The 6,255-nt window shown below is 36.4% G+C and carries 5 protein-coding genes; all 5 read left to right on the top strand.

Going from position 1 to position 6,255, the window contains the following annotated elements; translation table 11 throughout:
* Positions 1 to 4 precede the first annotated feature (4 nt).
* The 5 genes from B2S90_RS00395 to ffh are packed head-to-tail and all read left to right on the top strand — an operon-like array spanning position 5 to position 6,253.
* Positions 5 to 577: a xanthine phosphoribosyltransferase gene (locus tag B2S90_RS00395; RefSeq protein ID WP_055233979.1), complete on the top strand. Its 573-nt coding sequence runs from the start codon at positions 5 to 7 to the stop codon at positions 575 to 577.
* A gap of 11 nt (positions 578 to 588) precedes the next feature.
* Positions 589 to 3,525: a chromosome segregation protein SMC gene (locus tag B2S90_RS00400; protein ID WP_055233980.1), complete on the top strand. Its 2,937-nt coding sequence runs from the start codon at positions 589 to 591 to the stop codon at positions 3,523 to 3,525.
* A gap of 11 nt (positions 3,526 to 3,536) precedes the next feature.
* Positions 3,537 to 4,517, top strand: coding sequence for a signal recognition particle-docking protein FtsY (gene ftsY / locus B2S90_RS00405; RefSeq protein ID WP_006504725.1), 981 nt, complete (start codon positions 3,537 to 3,539; stop codon positions 4,515 to 4,517).
* Between the two features lie 4 nt (positions 4,518 to 4,521).
* On the top strand, positions 4,522 to 4,851 hold the full coding sequence (gene ylxM, locus B2S90_RS00410) for a YlxM family DNA-binding protein (protein ID WP_055233981.1): 330 nt from the start codon (positions 4,522 to 4,524) through the stop codon (positions 4,849 to 4,851).
* A 10-nt stretch (positions 4,852 to 4,861) separates the two neighbouring features.
* On the top strand, positions 4,862 to 6,253 hold the full coding sequence (gene ffh / locus B2S90_RS00415) for a signal recognition particle protein (protein WP_279078874.1): 1,392 nt from the start codon (positions 4,862 to 4,864) through the stop codon (positions 6,251 to 6,253).
* Positions 6,254 to 6,255 lie beyond the last annotated feature (2 nt).

The raw sequence follows: 6,255 nt of genomic DNA on the forward strand, positions 1-6,255 counted from the left end.
GAAGATGGAAGAGTTAAAGAAGAAGATTTTAGAAGACGGATATGTTATTAATGAAAATGTATTAAGAGTAGATAGCTTTTTAAATCATCAGATTGATGTAGAGTTATTTAATAAGATTGCAGATGAATTCTATGAAAGATATAAAAATAAACCAATTAACAAGATTGTCACTATCGAAGCAAGTGGTATTGGTTTAGCTGTTGTCGTTGCACAGAAATTCAATAATTGTCATGTAGTATTTACTAAGAAGGGTTCTTCTTCAATTACTGACAACGATTTCTATACAACAGAAATTCATTCTTACACAAAGAATAAGGATTATATTGGACAGATTTCTAAGAAGTATTTAAGCCCAGAAGATCATGTGTTAATTATAGATGATTTCTTAGCCAATGGTGAAGCTGTTATGGGTATGATTGATTTATGCCATCAGGCAGGTGCAATAGTAGAAGGTATTGGTATTGTCGTTGAAAAAGGCTTCCAGCAGGGAAGACATAGAATTGAAGAAGCTGGATATGAAGTACAGTCTCTTGCAATCGTCAAGGGCTTTGAAGACGGCAAAGTTATTATAGATTAGAGAGGAATAACATGTATTTAAAACGAATTGAACTTCATGGTTTTAAATCCTTTGCGGATAAAAGTGTAGTTGAATTCATGCCAGGTATTACTGGAATAGTAGGACCTAATGGATGCGGTAAATCAAATATTACTGATGCCATCCGCTGGGTACTAGGAGAAAAGTCTGCCAAGGCGATGCGTGGAGAAACAATGACAGATGTCATTTTCTCAGGAAGTGAAGATCGTAAAGCACAGGGTGAAGCAGAAGTGACACTTGTCTTTAATAATGAAGATCATTTCCTTGATTTTGATTCTACTGAAGTGGAAATTACACGTCGTCTTTATCGTACAGGTGATTCTGAGTTCTTATTAAATAGAGAACAGTGCCGTTTAAAGGATATTACTGATTTGATCATGGATACGGGTCTAGGAAGAGATTCTTTATCTATTATTTCTCAGAATAATATCAATGAGTTTGTAAAAAGCAAACCTGAAGATCGACGTGCGATGTTTGAAGAAGCAGCAGGTGTTGCAAAATATAAGAAGCGTAAGATTGAAACAGTCAGAAAACTTGAACGTACCACAGACAATTTAGACCGTGTTCAGGATATCTGTAGTGAATTAGAACGACAGATAGGACCATTGAAAAGACAAAAAGAAAAGGCTGAAACATATTTAGAGTTCAAAGAAGAACTTCAGGAAGTAGAAGTTTCAGTACTTGTTAAGGAAATCAGTACTCTTTCTGAAGAATTAAAGACTTTAAACAAAGAGTTAGAAGACCTAGAAAATGAACGTATTACCAATGATGGTGCTGTTATTCTTGATGAAAAGCAGAGTGAAGAACTTGAAAAAAAGATGTATGCGCTCGATCAGGAAGTCAATGAACTTCAGGAAAAGCTATTAGAAGCGATGAATGAAGTAAGCAGCCTTGAAACACAGAAGGTAGAAATTGATGCTAATCGTAAGCATATATTAGAAACAACAAGCCAGGAAGATATAGAAGCAAAGAAAGCAAGTATGAAATCTATACTTCAAGACGCTATCATTGAATATAACGATAGAGTGAAGCGTTATAATGATGTTAAAAAGGAAAAGAATGACCTTTCTCAAAAGGATTCTTTAAATAAGAAGCAGCAGTCTAATCTTCGATCTCTTATTGAAAAGAAGAATATTGAAATTCATAATTCTCGAACTGAAAAGACAAGATTAACTGATATTATTGAGAATAAGAGCGGCTATAGCTATGGTGTGCGTACTATTTTAGGTGCAAAGAATTCTTTATCTGGTATCTGTGGTGCTTTAGGTGATCTGATTGAAACAGAAGAGACCTATGAAACAGCACTTGCGACTGCCCTTGGTGGTGCGACACAGTTCATTGTCACTCGTACAAATGATCAGGCAAAAGAAGCTATTTATTTCTTGAGAAAGAATAAGGCAGGACGTGCGACATTCCTACCTATTGATACAATGAAACCAAGATTATTAAGAGAAGAAGCAAAAATGCTTGCTGAACAGTCTCTTGGATACTTAGGTGTAATGAGTGATTTTGTGACTTATGATAAGTCTATCAGTGATGTTGTATTAAACCAGCTAGGTAATACAATTGTAGCTGATCATCTAGATCATGCGACAGAAATCGCAAAATCTATTTATCATCGTTATCGTGTGGTTACACTTGAAGGAGATATCATCAATGTCGGTGGTTCCTTAACAGGTGGGGCATCTAAGCATACAAACAACGCAATGATGTCTAAAAGGGAATTAGAACGTGTTTCTTGTGCATTAGATCAGCAGGAAAAAGACCTCAACAAGATGAAGACTGATCTGCATACATTAGAAAATGAGGGAAGAGAAATCGGACAGCTTTATATGCAGAAACAGATGTCTCTCGCAAAGCTTGAACTTGTTGTCACAAACAAGAAGAGTGAGTATGAAGTAGCTAAGGCTGATTATGAAAACCTCACACATCAGAGTGTAGAACTTGATGAAGTGATCAGAGGAACTCAAAACAATGAATTACTTGATCGTTTGAATGATGTGAAGAGACGTCGTGATGAATTAAAAGAAACAATTCAGGCGAAACGTACAATCCGTATGGGTTATGTGAATGAAAATGAAGAAGTGTCTCGTCGTTTACGTGAACACCGTGCTGCTTTAAAGAATGTAGAAAGCCAGAGTACAGATAAGAAGGTTGCTAAGAGCCGTTTAGAAACAGAGATTCAGAACTACTTATTAAGACTCAATGATGCTTATGCTATGACATTTGAACATGCACAGGAAAAAGCTGATATGTCCATTGATATAGATAAGGCAAAGGATAAGGTACGTGACTTAAGACAACGTATTGCATCTCTTGGTCATGTCAATGTGGAATCTATTGAACAATACAATGATGTAAGTACACGTTATGAGACATTAAGTACGCAGCGTTCACAATTATTAGAAGCACAGGATAGCTTATTAAAAGCTATTAAGGATATGGATGCTATTATGGTTGAGAAGTTCAGCACTTCATTTGAAGCCATTAATAAGGCATTCAACAATGTATTCCGTTATTTATTTGGCGGAGGGCATGCTTCACTTAAATATACTGATCCAGATAACATTCTAGAAACCGGTATTGATATTGAAGCACAGCCACCTGGAAAGGCTGCAAAACTGCATTCTTTCTCAGGAGGAGAAAACGCATTAATCGCATTAAGCTGCTTATTTGCGATGATTAGTGTGAAGCCATCTCCTTTATGTATTCTCGATGAAGTAGAAGCCGCACTTGATATTGCGAATGTAGAGCGTTTTGCGAAGTATTTACGTAGTTTCTCAGATCAGACACAGTTTATTGTCGTTACACATCGTGAAGGAACTATGGCTGAATGTGACCTATTATATGGGGCTACAATGCAGGAAAAAGGTGTCACTAAGCTTGTCAGTGTTAAGCTTAAGGATGCGACTGAATATGCAAGCAGTTAGGAGGATGCATTATGGGATTTTTTCAAAAGATTAAAGAAACATTTGTAGGAAAATCTACAAAGCAGAATGAGAAGTATGTTGCTGGTCTTGATAAATCATCTGCTTCTTTCTCATCTAAGATCAATGCTTTGGCAGCAAGATATCGTGAAATCAACGATGAATATTTTGATGAGTTAGAAAATATCCTGATCATGAGCGATGTTGGTGTCAACATGGTTATGAAGATTGTGGATGAAATCAAGAAGGAAGTACGTCTTGAAAATATCAAGGATCCTCATGCGATTAATGATATTATCGTTGATAAGATGTTTGTCATCTATGCCAATGATTCATATATGACAACTAAGATCAACTATGCAGAAAATGATTTAACAGTTATCTTGATGGTTGGTGTTAATGGAGCAGGTAAAACAACTACTATTGCGAAGCTTGCCAATAAGATCATGCATGAAGAAGGCAAGAAGGTTATGGTGGCTGCCGGTGATACATTTAGAGCTGGTGCCATTGAACAGCTTGCTGAATGGGCAAACCGTTTAAATATTCCTTGTGTCAAGGGTAAAGAAGGGGGAGATCCTTCTTCAGTAATATTTGATGCGCTTGAACAGGCAAAAGAAGGCGGTTATGATGTACTTATCTGTGATACAGCAGGACGTTTACAGAATAAAGTAAACTTAATGAAGGAACTTGAAAAGATGAATCGTATCATCAAGAGAGTTGTGCCAGAAGGACCTCAGGAAACATTACTTGTTGTAGATGCAACAACAGGTCAGAATGGTATTTCACAGGCTGTAGAATTCTCTAAGATTACAGATATTACTGGTATTGTTCTTACTAAGATGGATGGTACTGCCAAAGGTGGTATTATTCTTTCAATTAAGGATATGCTCAATATCCCTGTTAAGTTTATTGGTTTAGGTGAAAAGATTGATGATTTACAGGAATTTGATCTTGAACAGTATATTTATGGTTTATGTAATGATCTAATGGAGTAAGATGATGGATGAAGAATTAAAAAAGAAAGAACAAGTCATCCTCTTGATGGATTGTTATAGAGAATTGTTGACAGATAAACAGAAGCAGTATCTTTCTCTCTACTATGAGGAAGATCTGTCTCTATCAGAAATAGCCGAAGACTTAGGCGTCTCTAAGAATGCTGTTTTTGATAATATTAAGCGTTCTGTGATGAGTTTAGAGAAGTATGAATCTAAATTACATATTCTTGAAAATCATCGCAAGAGACTTGATTTGATTAATAAGATTGAAGAAGAAAAGAATAAGAAGCATGAAGATATTGACGAATATCTTGAAATGCTGAAGAATATCTAGGGAGGTAATTATGGCTTTTGAATCTTTATCAGATAGACTCCAAGAGACATTAAAAAAGGTAACAGGACAAGCAACTCTTACTGAAGCAAATATGGAGGAGATGCTTCGTGAAATCCGTTTGGCTTTACTTGAAGCCGATGTTAACTACCAGGTAGTTAAAGAGTTTATCGCAAATACAAAAGAAAAAGCAATTGGTCAGAACGTTATTGGTTCATTAAAACCAGGACAGGTTCTTGTTAAGATTGTTCATGATGAATTAGTATCATTACTTGGTACAGAAATGGTGACTGTAGACTACTCTAAAAATCCTACAATCATCATGATGGTTGGTTTACAGGGTTCAGGTAAAACAACAACGGCTGGTAAGATTGCCAAATTAATCACTGAAAAACAAGGTAAGAAACCTTTATTGGTTGCTGGTGATATTTATCGTCCTGCTGCCATTGATCAGTTAAAGACATTAGGTGCACAGCTTAATATCCCGGTATTTTCTAAAGGCACTGATACACCTGTAGAAACAATCGTTACTGAAGCTTTAGCTAAAGCGCGTGATGATCACAACGATGTAGTAATCATCGATACCGCTGGTCGTTTACAGATTGATGAAAAGTTGATGCAGGAGCTTGCTAACGTTAAAGAAATTGCCCATCCTGATGAAATCCTTTTAGTTGTTGACTCATTAGCTGGTCAGGAAATCGTGAATGTTGCTTCAACATTCAATGAAAAATTAGGAATCACTGGTGCCGTTCTAACTAAGCTAGATGGTGACGCACGTGGTGGGGGTGCCCTCTCTATTAGACATGTCACTCATGTTCCTATCAAATATATCGGTACAGGTGAAAAATTAGATGAAATCGATTATTTCTATCCTGACCGTATGGCAGATCGTATCCTTGGTATGGGGGATGTTGTTTCCCTTGTAGAAAAGGTACAGGATGTCTATGATGAAAAAGAAAGTATGAAAGCTTTCAATAAGATGAAGGCTGGTACTTTTGGTTTAGATGATATGCTTGAACAGATGAAGAAGCTTCAGAAGATGGGACCTTTATCTGGTTTATTAAAGATGATTCCAGGAATGCCTAAGATTCCTAATTTAAATGATGATGATGCCGCTGCTAAGATGAAGATGACTGAATCAATCATCTACTCTATGACTAAAGCAGAACGTGCAAATCCTGATATGATTAATTCATCACGTAAAGAAAGAATTGCCAAGGGTTGTGGTCAGTCTGTGACTGAAGTTAATAAGCTATTAAAACAGTTTGAACAGTCACGTAAGGTCATGAAGCAGCTAGGTAACATTGATCCTACAACTGGTATGCCAACACAAAGACCAATGAAGACTCAGCAGCAGTTCAATCCTTATCGTAAAAAGACTAGACATAAGAAAAAGAAGAAATAAAG

The sequence above is a fragment of the Catenibacterium sp. UBA627 genome, assembly GCF_002299355.1.
GTDB classification, from domain to species: Bacteria; Bacillota_I; Bacilli_A; order Erysipelotrichales; family Coprobacillaceae; genus Catenibacterium; species Catenibacterium mitsuoka.

Excerpts from the sequence above, each read along its gene's own strand:
- ffh (WP_279078874.1), top strand. The coding sequence starts at position 4,862 with ATGGCTTTTGAATCTTTATCAGATAGACTCCAAGAGACATTAAAAAAG.
- B2S90_RS00395 (WP_055233979.1), top strand. The coding sequence starts at position 5 with ATGGAAGAGTTAAAGAAGAAGATTTTAGAAGACGGATATGTTATTAAT.
- B2S90_RS00400 (WP_055233980.1), top strand. The coding sequence starts at position 589 with ATGTATTTAAAACGAATTGAACTTCATGGTTTTAAATCCTTTGCGGAT.
- ylxM (WP_055233981.1), top strand. The coding sequence starts at position 4,522 with ATGGATGAAGAATTAAAAAAGAAAGAACAAGTCATCCTCTTGATGGAT.
- ftsY (WP_006504725.1), top strand. The coding sequence starts at position 3,537 with ATGGGATTTTTTCAAAAGATTAAAGAAACATTTGTAGGAAAATCTACA.